The sequence below is a fragment of the Gammaproteobacteria bacterium (ex Lamellibrachia satsuma) genome, assembly GCA_019623805.1.
Classification (GTDB): domain Bacteria; phylum Pseudomonadota; class Gammaproteobacteria; order Chromatiales; family Chromatiaceae; genus QGON01.
Genome location: CP053680.1, coordinates 3,602,729 through 3,621,782, shown reverse-complemented (window position 1 = coordinate 3,621,782; position 19,054 = coordinate 3,602,729). Strand labels below are relative to the sequence as shown.

General features: G+C 49.9%; 14 protein-coding genes. 3 read left to right on the top strand and 11 right to left on the bottom strand.

The features are described 5' to 3' along the window. Positions 1-44: 44 nt before the first annotated feature. The 4 genes from HPY30_15685 to HPY30_15670 form a co-directional block, all read right to left on the bottom strand. A complete protein-coding gene (locus HPY30_15685) occupies positions 45-1,388 on the bottom strand; it encodes an outer membrane porin, OprD family (GenBank protein QYZ67296.1) in 1,344 nt (447 codons plus the stop codon). A 196-nt stretch (positions 1,389-1,584) separates the two neighbouring features. Continuing rightward, on the bottom strand, positions 1,585-2,187 hold the full coding sequence (locus HPY30_15680; GenBank protein QYZ68083.1) for a cytochrome B: 603 nt from the start codon (positions 2,185-2,187) through the stop codon (positions 1,585-1,587). Beyond that, a complete protein-coding gene (locus tag HPY30_15675) occupies positions 2,184-3,806 on the bottom strand; it encodes a tetrathionate reductase family octaheme c-type cytochrome (protein ID QYZ67295.1) in 1,623 nt (540 codons plus the stop codon). Before HPY30_15675 ends, HPY30_15680 begins: the two co-directional genes overlap by 4 nt. A 179-nt stretch (positions 3,807-3,985) precedes the next feature. After that, on the bottom strand, positions 3,986-5,257 hold the full coding sequence (locus HPY30_15670) for a cytochrome c family protein (protein ID QYZ67294.1): 1,272 nt from the start codon (positions 5,255-5,257) through the stop codon (positions 3,986-3,988). Between the two features lie 369 nt (positions 5,258-5,626). Between HPY30_15670 and HPY30_15665 the strand changes: the two genes are divergently transcribed. The 3 genes from HPY30_15665 (at position 5,627) to HPY30_15655 (ending at position 8,029) form a co-directional block, all read left to right on the top strand. Beyond that, positions 5,627-7,096 (top strand): hypothetical protein, encoded by a 1,470-nt coding sequence (locus tag HPY30_15665; GenBank protein ID QYZ67293.1) that lies wholly within the window; start codon positions 5,627-5,629, stop codon positions 7,094-7,096. Continuing rightward, complete coding sequence (locus HPY30_15660; protein QYZ67292.1) at positions 7,089-7,715, top strand: cytochrome C; 627 nt, start codon at positions 7,089-7,091, stop codon at positions 7,713-7,715. Before HPY30_15665 ends, HPY30_15660 begins: the two co-directional genes overlap by 8 nt. A 65-nt stretch (positions 7,716-7,780) precedes the next feature. Further along, positions 7,781-8,029, top strand: a complete 249-nt coding sequence (locus tag HPY30_15655; protein ID QYZ67291.1) for a hypothetical protein — start codon at positions 7,781-7,783, stop codon at positions 8,027-8,029. Positions 8,030-8,744: 715 nt separating this feature from the next. On the opposite strand, the gene HPY30_15650 is transcribed toward HPY30_15655, so the two are convergent. The 7 genes from HPY30_15650 to HPY30_15620 form a co-directional block, all read right to left on the bottom strand. Beyond that, positions 8,745-10,037, bottom strand: coding sequence for a GAF domain-containing protein (locus HPY30_15650; GenBank protein QYZ67290.1), 1,293 nt, complete (start codon positions 10,035-10,037; stop codon positions 8,745-8,747). 124 nt (positions 10,038-10,161) lie between these two features. After that, positions 10,162-11,262 (bottom strand): hypothetical protein, encoded by a 1,101-nt coding sequence (locus HPY30_15645; protein ID QYZ67289.1) that lies wholly within the window; start codon positions 11,260-11,262, stop codon positions 10,162-10,164. A gap of 62 nt (positions 11,263-11,324) precedes the next feature. Then, positions 11,325-12,002 carry a hypothetical protein gene (locus HPY30_15640; GenBank protein ID QYZ67288.1) on the bottom strand — a complete coding sequence of 226 codons (678 nt, stop codon included), beginning with the start codon at positions 12,000-12,002 and terminating at the stop codon, positions 11,325-11,327. Next, positions 11,968-12,831, bottom strand: a complete 864-nt coding sequence (locus tag HPY30_15635; GenBank protein ID QYZ67287.1) for a hypothetical protein — start codon at positions 12,829-12,831, stop codon at positions 11,968-11,970. The genes HPY30_15640 and HPY30_15635 overlap by 35 nt, the downstream gene beginning before the upstream one ends. A gap of 778 nt (positions 12,832-13,609) precedes the next feature. After that, positions 13,610-14,224 carry a hypothetical protein gene (locus HPY30_15630; protein QYZ67286.1) on the bottom strand — a complete coding sequence of 205 codons (615 nt, stop codon included), beginning with the start codon at positions 14,222-14,224 and terminating at the stop codon, positions 13,610-13,612. A gap of 220 nt (positions 14,225-14,444) precedes the next feature. Then, entirely contained in the window at positions 14,445-15,287 is an 843-nt protein-coding gene (locus HPY30_15625; protein ID QYZ67285.1) for an alpha/beta hydrolase, read from the bottom strand. Positions 15,288-15,359: 72 nt separating this feature from the next. After that, complete coding sequence (locus HPY30_15620) at positions 15,360-19,046, bottom strand: AAA family ATPase (GenBank protein QYZ67284.1); 3,687 nt, start codon at positions 19,044-19,046, stop codon at positions 15,360-15,362. Between the last annotated feature and the right edge of the window lie 8 nt (positions 19,047-19,054).

Below are 19,054 nucleotides of genomic sequence, written 5' to 3'. Positions count from 1 at the left end.
ACCCCGCTCTATCATGCGCAAGGATTTCAGAAGAATAAAGATAATTAGTAATTATAAGAGGCAATAACCCTGAAATGCGTCTGGGTCAGGTCTTTACCTTCGATGCCATTATATTCACTTGTACGGTCGGCAAGAAACGCTTTAAGCATCAGATCTTTTTGAGGCTTGTAGACCACAATGAGATCGGTCTCATAGGCATCGGTTTGCGGTGCAACCATGCCCAATCCGGCAAGACCCAGCACCTTGCGGGGCGCTAAAGTCTCGGATTGCCCGTAATTCACATAATTGAGCTTGACGATCAGGTTCTTGAGAATCTTGTACGAACCCCCGATTTTGTAGGCGTTTACGTTCTCACGGTATTCGTTACGTGAAAAGATGGAGCTGGTGTAAGCCGGATCGCCACCCCAGGCATTCAACATGGCAGTATCGCCACTGGAAGTGTTAAAGGCACCGTATACGGACCATTTTTTATTACCCAGCGCAGCCTTAAGACCGAACAGATTAAAGTCCAGGTCACCTGCCAATTTATCGCCTATTTCCTTCTGGTTCAGAAATTGGCCAGACAGTTTCAATTTCATGCCCTTCATTGGAAATGCAGTGTCGACATGGGCATAGATATTGTTGGCAATATCATCCACGTAATAGTTCCATAGCCCCAGCTCAGTATTCTTGATACCTGAATAACCGGCATTTAATACTGTTATACCGTTGGTGCTGGGTGCGCCTGCACCTAAGGTCGCAGTGCTGATGCGGTGAAACTCGGCCTGGCCAATGGTGCTCGCTTTGATTGCGGCACCTGCTGATTTGGTGCCTTCACCAATCAGCGCAAAGTCGGTCATGGCCCGGGAACCAAAAGACATATCCGTAATTTGTGCGATTCCGAACACAGCATTTTCAACGGCCGTCGTCTTGGCGCTATAGGCTGAATAGAAGTTCGGCATAGTACTGTAGGTGATGATGGTCAGCGGCGTCTTATACATCTGGTGACCGGCATCCAGAGCGAATTTTTCACGATTGTACTTAAGATAGATCTCGCCAAGTTGCGACTTGGTGGATCCGTCATCTGTTACAAACATGCCACGTGCAAGACGCCCATCAGTATCGAAGTCGGTTAACCTGAAAAGATCACCGTTGGCGTAGAATCCGACACCCACATTCAGATTGTTCCACGATGGTGTTTCGTATTTCAGCTTGAGCAGGTAAGAAGTGCCATCATCGGGATCATAGCCGTTATCCTCGGCAGAGAGGATGCTCATTGCTTTAACATAAAGATTCAGGTTGCCATAATCTTTGCCATCGGATTTAAGACCCATCGACCATGCAGGTTGTGAGATCAAAGTTAATACAGTCGCCGCCGGAATAATTGCCCGCGCCACAAGTTTTTTCATCAGTTACTCCCCTTTCTATTTTTAAGTAGTTAAATCACGTGTGCCATTGCTGCTCTGTAATTGCCGAACAGAAACTTTAAATGGATTCTTTGTTACTTCATGGATAGCTTGTTTTTCCTCGTCGAAACATCTCTTAGACTCCCCATATAAATATGCCAACGCAATCATTTTGAGACTAAAAAATGGTAGGAAGAACCTATTCTTTTTTCTCGTAACCGCTGATCATAGCCTTGACATAGCCAAACGGTTTTTCACTGGTAGTAATTGCCAGGTAAAGATGCACGATCAAGAAAGCAAGCATGGCGAAGGCAGCAGCCATGTGAACCATTGCAACTACAGTGAGGCTTAATCCTTCTAGCCCCCAGTCACCCCATGAGGTGTAAAATAGATAAAGCAGGCCACTGACCCAGGTTACTGGAGTGATAACCACATGCAGTGATAGATAGGCCAAACGCTGCAATGGATTGAGCTTGCTTGTTCGCGTCATATGGAAAGGATGGCCACCACCCAAAAAGATATCGACTGCATAATAGCGAAGCATAGCCATCAGGTTATTTTTGCTGGATGGGATGTACTGCTTCCATTCACCTGTAGTCATATGCCAGAAGATGACAAACACCAATAGCCCCATCAGTGCCCAGGCAAACAAGATATGCGTATCTACAGCCTGCTCAAACCCCAAGATCGTGTAATCCCCATGTATCTCAAACCCTGTGAGTAACAAGGGGAGAATGAGAATCGCAAGCACCCAATGCCAGATACGCTCAAAGCGAGTATAGATCATTTCATTTGACATCAGCCATTCCTCCTCTTTCTACTGAACAAGACCCGGCCAAAACCGTGAAGCGATACACCACCCAGAGTTCCAAGTACAGCCAGCCAGCCAATTATGTCCAACAGATCGCTCTTATCTCTTCCCGGCATGTAGAAACCTGAAAGTTCCGCTAGTCGTCCATTTCTACTATGACATTCATCACAGCCCAACGCTTCTTCCTTGGATGCAACCATATGTGAAAGCGGCCAGTGCATGGTAGTTTCGATAAAGCCATAGTCTCCGCTGTAATCTGCACCTGCTGCATCCATTGCTGCTTTTATGGAGCGGTTCCAATTGAACGATTTCCAATAAGCCTCTCTGTCCTTACCAAACAGGTGAGAGATAACCAGCGTGTTATTGCCTTTATCGTATGGTTGTTTTCCCCGCATGATTTTGAAGGGCCAGATTCTGGCATCGGGGTCATTGTAGTCACCTTTGAACGTATTGATTGGCACTATACTGTTAGGATCAAGCCGTTCTTCGAGCTCCTGGTAACGGATTTCATCTGACAACCAGGCGTATTCCGGTACGAGATTTTCTCCCCATTCAAAGGTGCCTTTTTTGGTCACATAGGTCACATACCCATTCTCATCTTTTATCTTCAGGTGCTTGCCATCGTCGTCCATGCGTCCTGCAGTCGACCAGTCCCACCAGGTCTTTGAGGGCACGCCACCTTTTGCATACGTCGGGATATGACAGGTCTGACAAGCCACCTTGTTCGTATGATCATTGATTTTATTGTTGACCGTTTCCTCGTGTGGCTTATCGCCATGACAAGATTCACAGGAAGCCCTACTCTGATCATCGCGCCCGGGAATATCAATACCGTGTTTATCTTTCCCGACAGAGGTGTAGTGACTTCCTTTTAAATCATGACCGTCCGTGCTGTGGCACTCCGTGCAGACAAAGTTCAGGCCATCCACGCCCATGTGAACATCCAGTGTACGGGGAGGATTGGTCATGGATGAATCAAGATCACCATGTTTTACACCATCACCGCCACCGCCGTAGAAGTGACAAACACCACAATTTTCACGGCGGGGCTTACCAACAGCCTGGGCGACCTTAGTTAAATCAGGTGCTTTCCATATCTTCTTGCTTTTTTTAGGGAAAGGTTTGTCGACATAGGTAGGATGACCCGCAGCCGTTGGAAATTTCTTATAGGTGTCTGTTGTATCATGACAGACAAGACAGTCGACATTCTCTTCTGATGAGAAATCAAAACTGTCATCCTTCCAGCCGTAGCCGATATGGCAACTGGTGCAACGCGCGTAGTTAGTAGTAATGGAGCCGCAAAAGCTGTTCACAACTCGCTTTTTGCCCAAAACCTGCCCGGTTTCCGGGTGAGTGATTTTCCAGTTCCAGTGAGTGGTTTTGTGAATCTGCTTGCTGGCTTCGGTGTGGCAGGTCAGACAGGCTTTGGTAACATCGGGTGCAGTGGAAAACTCTTGCTGCAGTACTTCGAACTTACTGTGGTCGGCAGTTGATGTACTAACTTTTTTTTGAGGCGATTGCGTAGCAGCATATGCACTGCCGAACGTAAACTCAATAAGTATAACCAGAGTGCCGAGAGAGCGGATCCATGATCTTAGATGAGAGTTCATAACTATCATGCCCAGTTTCAATTAGAGTGCATTCAGGATTCCTCTTTCCTTAATACGAAAGCCTCTTAACCAGATTCATCTCGGTTAAATATCATGTGAAATTAAGGAGAGACACGGGACATAGAGAGATTCCCCTCTCCATGCCCCCGTGTTATGGAACCACCGGTCCCATTACTGCATTACAGTGTAACTTCAGCTGTAGAAATCAGCTGAGGAGTTCTAACTTCTTCTGGAAGATGTTTAAACTTACTCTGCAGTGTATTCCAGAGAAGATTATAGTAGACCTCACCTCGAACCAGCACTACACCTTTGGAAGGAATTTCATAGTTGAAGGTGCGCTCTTCATGTGGTTTGAGACGAGAATCCTTTCCAAGCTGAGTCGCTTTCGGTGGGATAGTCGGGTCACCTTTGTCATCCTTGAGTCGGTATGCAAGATAAGCCTTTGGATCAGCCTTTCCCGGATGTCCTTTTGCATTCTCCCAGACCAAGTTGCCTTCTGCATCGTATGCGGAAAGCTTCAAGTAGATATTCCTGAATGGCGCACCTGTGGGAAGACTGTGTGGCTGCTGGTTTTTCAACTTTGCAGTCGTCATTAGTTTCCCGCCCTTGGGCTCTGCATCAAGCGTAAAAATCAAACTGCGCTTCAGCATACCTTTATGGTGCCCGCCTCCCATGCTGTGATCAGCAAGATTTCCGACCATTGGCATATGGCAATATTGACAGGTCACATCACTCTGGCTATCTACATATTCATTACCTGTGGCACATAGCGGTACGCCATGCGGGTTGTTACGTTGATCATGACAACCCATACAAGCTTCGTTGGACTTCATGAGCGATGCATTGGCTTTCATCGGCATGGAGGGCACCTCCTTGCCATCCAGCGTTACAGCACTGCCAAGATGTGGATTTGGTTTGGAGTCGTCACCCCCATTGGCGCCGCCGAATACGTCATTTGAAGCGGTCAACTTTTCAAGGCCGCGATTAAAACCTTGAGGACCCTGCAATTGATCAGATGACTTGTATGACTTCATGCCCAGCATCAACTTGCCGTTTTTGCCTTGGATACCATTGTACTTCTCCAGAAGATGGCAGCCGACACAGTTCACGCCCTCGCTATAGGCGGGCTTGGCATCGAGTTTTGTCATTTTGTCTCTGGCAGCATTTGGTGCGTGGCATTGCAGACAAACTGGGTATTTGCCTTTTTTCTTAACACCTTCTTTTGTAGGGTCGCCAACTACTTTGCGATAAAAGGTACCGTGAATTGGGTCCTTCAAAGCAGTGCTGTTGGCATGCATGGAACCCTTCCACTGCTTATAGATCTCTTTATGGCAGCTTTTACAGGTTTCCGATGAAATTCGGTGTAGCGGCTCAGCAGCCACTCCTGCAATCTGCCCGAACCACCCAATCAGAACACTTAATACCAGAATCTTTTTGGTTTTGTTATGCACTCGACCCGCCCCCTTAAATAAGCTGAATTTGCGAGCCGAATATTGCACAAAATATGAGTCTTCTGTCTATTGGGGGAATTACCTATAAGTCATATGCCTCACTTTATGGCGCATGAACATTCTCAGGTGATGTTGAACTTTTTTATTGTTATGAATATTGAATTAACACAAAAAATAGCGCAGTCTTTAAATTCGAAAAATAAATAACAAATTCACCAGGCAGTGTGATTACCCTTTTAATAACGGGCTCAACAGTCGGCACTCACTCTGTTTGGATTTCATTTTCAGCATTCTTGATCTTGTGACATTTTATAATTCACGAATTTTTATTGATCTAAATCAAGAATCAAACACATAAGGAGGATGGGCATGCGCAATGTCAGGATAACCAAATGGTACCTTCATCTACTACTTTTCGCCTTTCCACTATGGTTGGGGGCAATCAACATAAGTTTTGCAGACAAGGTTTCATTGGATTCAAGCAATTGGGGACTGGAAGAGGGCGAAGCCTGCATCAGTTGCCACAAGAAGTCCTCCGCCGGCCTTACCCATCAATGGCAATCCAGTGCCCATGCCTCGGCAGGCGTCAATTGTCTGGACTGCCACTATGCCGATCAGGTCGATAAAGATGCCATAGAGCACGAAGGCAGCATCATCGCCACAATTGTTTCCCCTAAAGACTGCGGTCGTTGCCACACCAGGGAATACAAAGAAACTGAAGGATCCGTTCATTCCAAAGCACTCTCTTTGATCGAGAATCGTATACCTGCCTTGGCGGACAACCTCACTGGCCAGGAGATGGTTACTGCCGGCTGTGCCAAATGTCACGGCTCAAAAGTGGAAGTGCGTGGAGACGGCAGTCTCTCACCCAACAGTTGGCCGAACACAGGCATTGGCCGTATCAATCCTGATGGGTCCCGCGGATCCTGTTCCGCATGCCATGGCAGACACAGTTTCTCTAAAGCCCAGGCCCGAGATCCAAGCGCCTGCGTCTGGTGCCATTCCGGCCCGGAATCACCCGATGGAGAAGTATTCGACAACTCAAAACACGGCATGCTCTTCACTGCCAACAGAGAGAAGATGAATCTCCACAGTGACGAGTGGGTGCTTGGTAAAGATTATAGTGCCGCCCCCACCTGTGTTACCTGCCATATGGGCGCAACTCCCGGTGTCAAGGCCAGCCACGATGTAGGTATGCGCGATGCATGGAACCTGAACCAGCCAATCTCGGAGAAACAATCTCTGATCATTTTTGAAGATGGTGACAGAAGAGAGTTGCCTGAGTCCCAGCCAGTGCCAAGACGAGGTAATGAAATATCAAAACTGGATGGCAGCATGGGAAAGGTTAAGGCCGTCGCAAGCTCTAAAAGACGGCGCCAGATTATGAGCAAGGTCTGTCTTGAGTGCCATAGCAAAGGTTTTGCCAACGGATTCATGAAACAGTTCGACAATGTCGTCGAACTTTACAATGAGAAGTTTGGAAAACCTGCACAGGCCATTATGTTGGCGCTTTACGATATGAATCTGCTCACGCCAGCTCCCTTTGACGATCCACTTGAATTTACCTACTGGCGTCTCTGGCACGATGAAGGCACCCGAGCCAGACACGGTGCAGCAATGATGAGCCCAAATTTTACCTGGTGGGAGGGAATGCATCTTGTAGGGCAGAATTTTTATGGGGAGTTTCTGCCTCAGGTGCGCGAACTGGCAGGCGCAGAGAAAGCTGATCAATTGATCAACGAGCATGTGCTCAGCCTTGACGAGCACAGCTGGTTGAAAAACCCTTCAAAACCCAACCCTATTCTCGGTTATGGCATAGGAAAACCCAGCCATGATTAAGATTAGAATGCCGCTTTTCATCACCCGACATGTGCTGCTAGCCTTGATCCTCGGCGGTGTGGCTGGTATCGGGTTTATGGTTTTTCTTACGGAATTCGATCACTTCACCAGTACAGAGGCATTTTGCACCAACTGCCACTCGATGGAGCTTGTCGCTGAGCCCTATCGGGAGTCCGCCCACTTTCGTCCCGCCTCAGGGGTGCGAGCCAGCTGTGGTGACTGTCATGTTTCCGAGGGGGTTTTTGCTGCCACCTGGGATCACTTTATCGGCGGCAAGGATCTCTACAATCAGCTCTTCGGTCCCGATTACGATGATCCGGTAATTGCCAAGTTGCATATGCCCGAGGCTGCTTTTTCCGCCCGTGAGTGGTTTAAAAAACGGAACTCCGCTACCTGCAAGCGTTGTCATGTCAAAGAAGCCATCTATGGCACCCGCCCCGATACAGTGGAAATCCATAAACAAGATGCAAAAGACAAATCCTGCATCGAATGTCACTACAACCTGGTGCATGCAAAGGTACCGGCTGAGAGCGTCTTCAAACGCGACGAATGGAACAGGATGGTCGAGCAGGAGTTCGATCTTAAACGCGGAGCCGCCGACAAATTGCTGGAAGAGTAAAGGTTGAGGCGAGATAAAGCGTTACCCAACCGCACTGAAAATAGCTCAATTTAGGTATCAAAACTATGAGTCTTTTAAAAATTGGTTGTAAAACCATGCGTGAAGGCGTGATCGTCTCCACCATTTTTTTCTTCGCCGGAGTTTTGATGATAATGACGGGACTCAAAATTGTCCCGGATATCTTCTACATGCAGCAGATCGTCATGTTCGCAGGATTGCTGTTGCTGCTTTTTGCTCCACTGATACTAATTACTACTTTTCTTCTTACGGTGTTACCTGGAGCCAGAGAGAAAATGGATAAATGCGAGCACTGAAACTTTGAGCTAAAGCTGGATATGACCATCAGTTACGGGCCATTTTCAAGAGTTTTCAGCGTTGCAATAACAAAAGGCCGCTCCATTTGGAGCGGCCTTTTGTTTCCGGGTATTACGTCAACGGGCCAGCTCAATGCTGGCAATTCTTCAAATGCTCATTCACAGATGGAACAAGTGATGCCAAAGCCGCTGCCAGAAGGATAGCCGGACTGATTAACAGTGCAGCAAATCCAGGATAGACAAGCCATACAAACAGGCTGGGAATGGGATCAGACAACAGTAGTACTGGCGCTAACAAGACCACGCTCAGTAGCAACATTGTCACTGAGGCTATGACGACGGCTCTCATCGATTTACAGGTGAAGATACTCACTTCATTTACCTTCTGATATTGCTTTATGATGGTAAGTATATTAGACAATGCTTATACTTATGTCAAGATTTAGAGCCTGTAACTGAACCTGAATCACAAATCTTCAGGAATATTACGATTTTTTGGGCTGATTGTTTTTCGGTAGGAATCTGCAGCAGGCTATCAGTTAGAGAAAGTGCCTGCCGGGATGCAGGCGATCACACAAAACAGATCAGTAAATCCGGTACGCCTCAGCCTGAAAATTGATCGTCAGCGCGATTGAAATGGTGGCATCCTGACTCAGTAGACCGCTGCCGACAATCTCCGTTAGGAGTACACCAAAGGTGAACAATCTCACCCTGCCTACTGTTTCTCCAATAAAAAAGTAATGAGCACAGCCTCTACCAGCGCCACCCCCAGTATCACCCACATCAAATACTTGGCCCATTCGGAAAAACGCACACGATTAGTCAGGAGTTCCGAAAAGTCCATAAGCTCCTGCCGGAGAAAAATGCTCTCGATGGCTGACTGCAGATGGCTGGCTACTTTCTCCAGAAGCACCCTATCCTCCTCCTTGAAACTCTCCCCTCCCTTCTTGTTCAGGACCAGGATGGCTCCCGCAGTTTTCTGGTCGGAGAGGCTCTTGATTGGAACGCACAATTCATTTCGGGTCGCAAACCCCGTCTGCGCATCGATCTCTTTATGTGGACCATCCAGCAGATCCATGTCTTCCTTCACATTGTAATCACCGGTAGCGATCACTTGCCCAACCAATGAATCATGCATGTCCATCTCAATCTGCTTTTCATCGAGTCCCGTGCCGCTTTGCAGCCAGACCTTTCCTGTCTTTGGATCATTGATAAAGATACTACAGCGCTCTACATTCAAGGCATTAGGAATTACCTCGACAAAGAGATCGAGCAGCTTCTTGTTACCCCGAATACTCCATGAACGATTGAGCAGCCTCTCACGTAACCTGATTTGATCAAGGTGGTGATAAAGCGCCTCACCCTCCTCGTCAGATTGAACCATCTGACCAAGCACGGGTTCACAGATTCTCTTGGGTTTTCCATTTAAAGCATCCCTGATGTAGACAGTCATTCCGTTTTGATGAAAAAAGAGTGCAAGCCGTATAAAAAACAGCAGTTCCTCGCGAACTTTGTTCAGAGTGAGGTCATCATCAACATGATGTGTGCCGGACTTCGACCGCGTCTTTCTGAGTTCATAAGTCTTTTCGGCAGGCAATAGAATGAATTCAAAGACGAATCGTTCACGAAAATTTGTAGACAACGGATGCGTCTTTGGAGGAGGCAAGGGAATGCGAAAAAAATCGATCTCCAAGTAGGATGAATCATCAAGCGTATATGCGTCGTAGACAGGTACGGCTTTTTCAAATCCAACGAAAGGCAGGCCAAGATGAAGTTCTCTCGGTCGTTGATGCAAAACAGGAGATTTCCACCAGTCCTTGCTTGAAATATCGAGGTAGCCTTCCTCTGGCCAGCCGCCAATCGCGTTGAGAATGGTTGTTTTCCCACAACCTGGGGGACCGGTAATAATGAGTTTTTTCGTCTCTAAAAAAGCGGGGAACTGAATCCCTTTAATCGTGTCGACCTCTCTTATTTCCTCTGATTTGAAAGCGTCTTCCAATCTTTCCATCTTTATCCCCAAGCGGCAGGAATAACCCTGTCTGAATATGATGATTTGCACGATTCATTTTGTAGTAAATGTTCTTCCTATTAGTTGCCTTTGTCAAAATAGATGGCCATTTCTTCCCATAACTCTAGCGATAGAGCGAGTGCAAGCGGCTGGCAATACGGCTGGTATCCACCAGCTCTTTGCGGGGATAGCGTACGATGACGCCACAGCGGCGGGTGTTGCCGATGCGGATATTGGCATAGGGCACCTGATGGCCAGCACCCTCATCGACTACAACGTTGATCCGGTTGAGACAGTCTTCATGGCTCTCCAGGCCACAGTAGTCGGGCGAGTGGTTGAGTACATCAATGAGCAGATCGAGGTAATCGTTGATGGTTTCCAGTCTCCGGCGTAGCTTTGCAAGCTTCTGTTCTATCTCGGAAAGTTGTCGGGAGTATAAGCCCCCAGCTGCATCATCAGTGGATTTTTCATGCAGAAAATCGAGGCCACTACGCTCGGCATGGCGGGTCTTGATCTCCATTTTCAGATGGACCTTTTGCCGTTCCAGATCCGCCTTCTCCTTGCTGTGGAGGGCCACCTTCTGTACCGACTCTGCGAGCAGGTGCTGAAAGGCCCGTTCCCGTAGGTCGCGGCGCACTTCGACCTCTGACTCGGCGGGTTTAACCAGATGATGGTCGGAGAAGTAGACCACGTCCTGCATCACATCACTCTGCACCATATCCCCCCTCAGGGCGTGACCGGGGCGGGTCTTCCTATGCCGGGTCATGACCATCAGGGCGTAAATATACTCAAGGTTGGCTTGGGATGGCTGGTCTGAAAAAGCGCGAAATTCGGTACTGTGGCTAAAAAGATGTTCGAGCTTTTCGGGGGAACCGAAATAGGCGTTGACCCTGGGATCTGCGCCGTAGGCCTTGGCGTTGACATCCACTGGACCAGGGATGCGCTCGATGAGCGATTCGGCATGCAGCAGAGCGCTCTCCACCGCCGGTAACAACTTCTTGCGGTAACCGGGGATCAGAGCGATCCGGCTGTCGAACTCATTGATCGCCAAGTCAATGTGCTGCGCGATCTCTTCCGCCGACAGGCGGGATGTCCGGGGCTCATCTGTGGAAAAGAGTTTATGTAACCATGCCAGCATTATCGACTGCCTGTTGTTCTGCCTTACAACACTATAGCTGACAGTGGCGGTCGGGGTGCCGATCCTGCTGCTTGTGGGTGAAATCACGCCCAGACAGACCCAGCTGGAAGCTGGGCCTGTCTGTCAGGCAATTTCATTATTGGTTGGCGCTACTGGATCTGCACGTTGACTGGTGCAGCAGAAACCATGTCAACAATCCTGTTTCTATCGACCATCTTCTCGTTAACCAGATCCGGCCGACCTGCTGCCAAAGCTCTCAGTAAACGCGGTGGGAAGGCTCTGGCCCGTAAACGGACGTTGATCTGCAGCGGTCCTTCGATGCCTGTTGGTACATCGACGTCGTAGCGTACATCCACGGTCTTTAACGCTGGAATGGAAAAGCTGTTGTCCGTGTGGGTTGAGAGGAATGGCATGAACACCTCCTCTTCGATGAAATGCCCCTGGTCGTCCCGCATCGGCTCGCCGTTTCCATCCACCGGAATTCGGATGAACTCGTTGCCGAAATTGGCAAGACCCTGGTAGACAGGCGGATGCTCGTGGCGTCGGTTGTAATCCGGACCATGTATCACATCTGCCTCCAGTGTGAGCGGATCAATAACACCGGAACCACCGTTCGGTCCGACAAGATTACGCAGATCTTCATCATCGAGATTGCCGTCGGGTTCCGTTTCACCGGTTTCCGGATGTGCTGTATCAAGCAACGTACCGCTCTCGTAGACCGGCTGGCCATTGTTATCGGAAACGATCAGTTCGACCCATATCTGTCGTTCCTGAGAGAAGCCGGAAGGCAGATTATGCCCGGTACCGCTGTTGGTAACATGAACCATGATCGGGATGGCGCCGCCACTGACCGCATCCGCAGGGGGCCGATACTGCGATCTCGGCCGCCGATTCCATGAGAATCCGGCGCCGTTGTACCTGGCCGAAGACATTCCCGTTCTCATCGCGGGCCTCATTGTCCTGGCCCGGAAAGTCGACCAATGCGATATCGATGCCCGTGAAATAATGGGTGCTGACCTCCTCCCGCTCGAACACATATCTGGGACGCGGATAAACTGTCGTCTCTCCTTCAGCGTAGGAACCTGCAGGTTCTGGCGGACCCAGATCCATGTGACAGCCCTGGCAGGTACTGCAGAACTCACCGCTCCTCAGGTAGTCGTCTTGCATATTGATGTCCTGGCCATGAGCCGAAGTATGTGTAGGGCTGTACTCTGGATTATCCAGCGGCCCAAACTTCGTATCTCCGAGTTCCAGTACAAACGCTGTATTAGCGATTCCGTCGCCGAGGCGATCAAGCCCAAGTGATGTATCTGGCCCGGAAATCTGGTGGCAGATGTCACAGGAGATGCCTCCCCGTCCAGCCTTGGTGGCAAAATCCCTCATCGCATGGCCATTGCTGTCAGACAGGGTTGGGAAACTGCCGAGTAAAGTGTCCGCCGGATTATGGCAACTTTGACAAAACAGGGCCGTAGGATGATCCCCGGCAGCGAATCCGGAACCTCCCTGGAATACCGAGAAGGCATTGCCGAGAGCCTCCAGCGCGCTGAAGGTCGGACTGAGGGCGCTGTAGGCCATCATGTTGCCGGACCACTCACGAAACTGACGCGGATGGCAAATCCTGCACTGCTCCGGGTCGGAGAAATCTACCGTCTCCAACGGTTGAAGATGAGTAGGATTTTCCAGGAAAGCTGTAAGCGCTTTGAGCTCCTACCCATCGTCATCGGCCTGGGCTGTGGCTAGTTCCTTCCCCGTTAATGCATCCGATAAAAAGACGAGGTTAAGGGTATCGCTCCGGCCTTTCACTACCAAGCGATCCTTATTATCGTTCCAGCGTACGGTATCGACTGTTACTGAGGCATTCTGTGCCAGTGCTCCGAAGCTGGAAAATTGGATAAGAAGGACAATTAGACTTGTACGGCAAAACATCCTATCACCTTTTTCATTATGCATGCTCCTTGGCAAATCCCCGAAGACAGGCGGAGGATAGAAGTAACCTCTCGTAAATAAAAGTGAACCCCAGCCGTCTATGATGTGATGAAATAGCCTTTGCTTATTTCTACTTTATTATTGTAGTGGCTATAACCTAGTAAATTAGTAAGGAATATCCGGTTGTCAACCCGCAAAAACTCATGGATAAAAAATGGTTGTTCGCGGAATCGAAGAACGGTGGGTTGTGACTAACTGAGCGAAGGCGGTAAGAAATCTTGATTTAATGCCCAGATGCATGACGTTGAGTAAAGAAACTCAGGCAGATGATGCTCAGGCGTTCAGAGGCAATAGCAAATTGACGTTTGATCTGGAAGAGGTCAATGGCTGGCATGACGAGCGCAGGGTGCAACCCGCTGCTCCAGACCATGAATAGACCAAGTGCCGCACACTCACACTTCTCCCTGAAAGATATCATCCTGGCCTTCCCTGGCCGCCATGAAAACACCTATTGAGAATGTGACTGGCGATGCAGTGCCTGCATCTGCAGAAACTCAGACTCTTTCACCACACCATCGCCATCCAGGTCGACTTCACTGAAAGGCCGTGCGTTTTTCAAACCTCTCATCATGTAGCCTTGCTTGGCACGTTCGCTGATTCGCTGACCACGAGCCTCGATGAATTCATCCTCGGTCATGGCACCGTCACCATTAAGATCGAATTCAGCGAATGAGGGCATATTCCGCCCCCTGCCTGCACCACGCCCGGAAGCCATCTCAGCCCCCTTGGCAGCTCCCTTTCCATAGGGCCGTTGTGACATCTGCTGCTGCCGAAATGCGGCCATTTCGTCAGAACCCAGAACGCCATCTGCATTGAGGTCTAACTGTTCGAATGTTGGGGCCTTGGCTGCATTGCGCATCGGCAGCCCCTCGGCGGCGCGTGCTGCCCTTCGCTCGTTGCGAAGGGCATTGAATTCATCTGTAGTAATAACTCCACTGCCATCGCGATCATAGGCCTCAAACGGTACAGGTCCCCGCTGAAGATAACTGGGCGACTGAGCCGCGGCAAACAATGCCGCCCCACTCAACAGGATCGTAAAAACTGATTTATATAACATCTTCATATCGACTCTCCAAAAAACGGCATACTTGCCGGACTACATCCCAAAAAACTCCTTTCTGTTGGAAATATTAAACTGACAAGCTGAAACCTGGCTGAAAACTGCAAAATCTTGTGGAGGTACAGTGTGTGAGATGTTTTTTTCGATTGCGATTTTTATAGAGGGTTCTTCACGGCGTAGCAGTGCATTCCCTCCCAGGGCTATGACGACACGTATGCTTCAATCACCTACGGTCACTCATTGTAATGAATCGCTCCAGTCCCTCCCGGTAACTGTTGCCACTCTGCAGGAACCCCATATTGTGGCTTCCGCCGATCTCCAGAAACCGTTTCGGTTGACGGGCCGCCTGGTAGAGCTGCTGCCCATGCTTAAAAGGGATGATTTCATCGTCCGGACTATGAACCACTAGAACCGGGCAGATGACAGATTCAAGATAAGCCCTGGTATCAAATTGGAAACGTGACAGCCAACGCACCGGAAACATGGGGTAGAGGTCTGCTGCCATATCCGGCACTGAAGTAAAGGCAGACTCCAGAATCAGGCCTCTGACTGGATAACTTGAGGCGAGACGGGCGGCGACAGCGCCCCCCAGGGAACGGCCAAACAGCAGTATATCCTCCGGAGGTATCTTCTTCTGCTCAGTCAGCAGGCGCCATGCGGCCTCTGCATCCCGGTAATTTCCCGCTTCTGTCGGACGGCCTTCGCTCTCACCGAAGCCGCGGTAATCGAAGATCAGTACCGCCAGCCCAAGCCGGTGAAAAATCTCCAGGGAATCCAGGCGATGTGAGATATTGCCGGCATTGCCGTGAAAAAAGAGCAGTGTGGCCCGCGGCTTTTCGAGCGGCAGAAACCAGCCGTGCAGGGTTATGCCATCATCGGTGGTGACTTTGATCGTCTCGAAACTCAGCCCGACTTGATCTGGCGTAGCCATGATCGCCCTGGAAGGCAAACTGGGATAGTAGAGCAAACGGGACTGGGAAAAATAGAGTATCAGCAGCAGTGCCCCATAGACCGCCACCACTATCGCCACAAACGGCCATAGACTCTCCAGCGAAAAACGCGGCATTGGACGATGCTCCTCTGTTACTTCACCTTGGTGCCTGTTAACACTATGCGGATACCCATATAACCCAAACCGCTATTCCACTCTGACACATCCAGGTCCGTTGATCGTACTTCTTCCACCCGCTTGCGGCATTACCTCTATCTGGGTGGCAATGCGCTCCTTGAGGGCTGAGACATGGGAGATCACACCGATCAATTTACCATCCTGCTGCAAGCCGGCGAGGGTCTCCAAAGCTGTATCCAGAGCCTCTTCATCCAGGGTGCCGAACCCTTCATCCAGGAACAGTGAGTCCACCCGGACGTTTTTACTGGCCATCTGGGAGAGACCAAGCGCCAGGGAGAGACTGATGATAAAACTCTCACCCCCCGACAGGTTCTTGGTTGAACGAATCTCACCCGCCTGGTAGTTATCCACCACGTTGAGTTCCAACGGCTGCCCATCATCCCTGATCAGTAGGTAGCGATCAGTCATTTTCTGCAGTTGCCGGTTGGCATGCCCGACCATCATTTCGAAGGTCAAGCCTTGGGCGAAGTTGCGATACTTCTTGCCATCTGCCGAGCCGATGAGTTCATGTAGAAGATCCCAGCGCGAACATTCACGTTTTTGTGCGTCGATCAGCTTGGCTCGATCTTGTTGTTTGCGCCTCAGACTCTCATTGTCGTGCAACTTCTGCCGCATGCCGCCAACCTCCTGCTGGAGGCTCTTTTGGCGGTTTACAAGTGCCTCCAACTCCTGCTTGAGTATGTCGCGAGGTTGATCCGTCGTCTGTTTTTTTCGTTCGATATCCAGCAATGATGATCTATCCCGGCTCCTTGCATTCAACTCTGTTTGCTCAGTTGCCAGCCGCTGGGCCTGCTGCATCAGATTGTTACGTTCTTCTTCGGGTAGACAGGCAGCCTGGTAGCTGGTTTCATCGGTAAAACCATATTGCCCAAGTCGGACATGAAACCTCTCCTCCCCGGTTTTTAATTGCTCTGCCCTGGCAAGCATAGCCTTTACAATCGCCTCAACTCTGCTTTTCAGGTTGCTGAGTTCCTGGGTCGCAGAATTGAAAACTCCGCGTGAATCTTCGAGGTGTTTCTCTCTGTCTTTGATGGCTGAAGATAGACGAGACTCCTCGTCATCCGGGCGCTTGTCACCAAAAATCCCCCTCCGCTCGCGGGTCAGTGAATCCCGCTCTTGTCTTAATATATCAAGGCCACTCCGCAGATTTTTCAGTTCAGTTTCGGATCGGCTGATCTGGCTGGTTTGATGCTGCGTCTGGAGTTCCAGGGTCGAGATACGCCTCTCAAGCTCGGCCATCTCTGCTTGCCGGGAAACCCAGCGATCGCGCCGCAAGGTTAACTCAGACTGCACCTGGTCCAGCGCATTCATAGCCAGACTGTCGACGCCATAGGATGAAACATCACGCAGCGCATCCTCCTGTGCCTGTTGAAACTGGGTAGAGAGCATTTCCAAAGCCTTTTTCGCACGCTCATCCGCTTGCTCGGCAGACTCTTTTGCGTGGGCTGCGGCCAGTGTATCCCGCTCCGATTGGATTACTGCATCTTTTGAACTTTCAAGAGAATCGCGCAAAGTGCCGATCTCTTTTTCGTGTACCTCTACAGCTTGTACGACATTTGATGTGCTTTGCAGATTATCCTCGTTCTCCTGCTGAAAGCGCAGTAATACCGCACCCAATTCATCACCTCCATCCTTATCAGGGCCATCAATTGAAAGCATCTCAAGCCCTTCATGTATCCGCTCATCCCCACTACCAATCTTGTCCGTGGTTTCCTTCTGCCGGATTAAGATCTGCTCAAGATCTTTCAGGTTTCTCGCCTGTTTGACTCTCAACCCTGTAACGGTTTCATTTGCCTGCTTAAGATTCGCTCTCACACGACTCAACGCAGCTCTGGTTTCGTCCGGGACAGGGACATTTCTTTCTGCATACGGATGTTCCTCTGCACCACAAAGTGGACAGGGTTTACCATCCTGAAGTTGGTGCCGGGCTTCCTCAAGATCCTCAATCTTTTTAAGCAGGGAGAGCTCTGTTTCAAGCAGCTGCAACTCACGTTCGAAGGCTGCGTGCTTTTCAAGCCATGCCTGAATCTGCTGTTCCAGCAAAACATCTTCTGCAGTGAGTTTTTCGTGCCGGGTAGTTAGTCCTATGAGGGTGTGTCGCAATTCAGTCAGCGATTTCAACGACGCACTGACTTCATTCAGCAGGGTCCCTCTCTCTTTGAGTTCTGAGAGGGAGTCTCGCCACTGCGTAATCTTTCGCTCAGCCAGAATATCTGCCAGGTCACTCTGCTGTTGGAGCAGTTTCGCCTGATGGGTTTCCAAGACCTCTTTCTGTGCCTGCAGCTTTTGGATATGTTCATTCCACAGCCGATTTGCCTCCTGCTTTTGGGCCTCCGCTGCAGCCAGCTCCCCTGCCCTGTCGAGAAGATTTCCATCCAGCTCACGAAGCCTGTCGAACTGACTCAGGATTCTGGCGAGCTGTTCGACGAGTCCTCTATCCGCTTCGCTTGCAGAGAGAAGTTTCTGAACCTCTTCAAAGTTTATCTTTTGTTCCTTCAGAACCTGGCTTTCCTCACGAAACTCTGTACGCAGATTATCCAGGGTTTGTTCCATCTCAAAGATGCCATCTTCAGCCGTCTTAACAGGCGCTGTTTTCTCCCGCAGTTTAAGATCCAGTTCCCGAACCTTGCGAATAACAATCAGCACCTCTTCACGTTTATGCTTCTGCTGCGCCAAGTGTGCGTCGGCCAGCTTCATATTAATTTCGGCCCTGTTAACCTCGGCCTCCTGTTCTGGCAGAGCCAGCTGACACGCTTTGCGGCGTTGCTGATCCGTTTCCTGCTCACGACGCAGCGAACTCAAACTGGCAAAATCGCCTGCCAATTCCAAAGCCTGCGTTGCCCGTTCAAGCTTTTCGTGTCCAGGCTGAAAGTCCTTCAGGCGTATCTCCATGTCTTGCTTCTGTTTAGCAAGCAAGCCCAACTCTTTTTCAAGAGATTCGATTCCATCCAGCCAGTCTATGGCTTGATTGTTCTGATCAATATCCTGATTCAGAGCGGTTTCCTGAAGAACCATCTGCTCAAGGCCTGCTTGCAACTGCCGTTCATCCTCTTCACTCAGCAGTTGCATCCCTGCCAGCTCAGCCTGAAGGATATCCAATTTTTCACGCTCACCAGCGCGTTGTTTATGAACCTGGATGGAGATCTGACTGTAGATCTCTGTGCCGGTAATCTGTTCCAGAATGGGAGCACGTTCGTCAGGTGCCGCCTGCAGAAAAGCCGCAAAACCTCCCTGCGCAAGCAGCATGGAGCGGGTGAAACGGTCGAAGTCCATACCGGTAACCGTTTCAATCTGATCGGCAACACCGCGAAGCTTTGCCTCGAGTATCCGGCCTGAATCCGCATCCGCAATCTCATGTTTCGGCGCCTGCAATTCCCCGCCTGGTTTTTTGCGTGCCCTGTGCTGGCTCCAGTGACAACGAAATCGTCCCGCTTGGGTTTCAAAGGTCACTTCGGCAAAACACTCACCAGTCTGCCGCGACATGATCTCGTTCCCGCTCTTGGTAACCTTGTTGAGACGAGGCGTTCGGCCATAAAGCGCGAGACAGACAGCATCGAGGATCGTCGTCTTGCCCGCACCGGTCGGCCCGGTTATGGCAAAGATACCGTCGGATGAAAAAACGGGGTATGCCAGATCAATTTCCCATTCACCGGCAAGCGAGTTCAAGTTCTTGAAACGTACCAGCAGTATGCGCATTTTCCGTC